The 448-nt window shown below is 59.8% G+C and carries 2 pseudogenes; both read left to right on the forward strand.

What is annotated here, in order from left to right:
- Positions 1-156: pseudogene (locus FS804_RS25335) on the forward strand (damage-inducible mutagenesis protein); the annotation flags it as partial.
- Positions 110-448 (forward strand): annotated as a pseudogene (locus FS804_RS24730) (DNA polymerase Y family protein); the annotation flags it as partial. The pseudogenes FS804_RS25335 and FS804_RS24730, both read left to right, overlap by 47 nt.

Consider the following 448-nt stretch of genomic DNA (forward strand, 5'->3'; position numbering starts at 1 on the left):
GGCAGGCCTCAGTGGTTTTTGGAATTGATGCGCGTGAAAGCGGGTGAGTGTGCTGAGTTTCTCGTGAGAGCGTGTGATGACAAGGGTCGTATCCATTTATCTTCCGGATCTGCCGACGGATCGCATTCGTCGAGCCGATCCCTCCATTCCGCCTGAACAGCCAATCGCGGTAATCGCCAAAAGCGGTTCCAAGCGATGGGTTTCGGCTGCCGACCCGGCTGCCAGAGCTGCTGGCGTGCATGTCGGCATGCCGGCGGCGAAGGCGCAGTCGCTGTTTCGCGGTCTGATGATGGTTGACGCGGATATCGAAGCCGATCGGGTCGCTCTCGAACGCATCACGCTCTGGGCGCTGACGATCTATTCGCCAATTGTTGCCATCGACGGGATCGACGGGATTGTCATGGATACCGAAGGCGCCGACCACCTGCAGGGCGGCGAGCTGCCAATG

The sequence above is a fragment of the Agrobacterium sp. DE0009 genome, from assembly GCF_007680755.1.
Classification (GTDB): domain Bacteria; phylum Pseudomonadota; class Alphaproteobacteria; order Rhizobiales; family Rhizobiaceae; genus Agrobacterium; species Agrobacterium tumefaciens_B.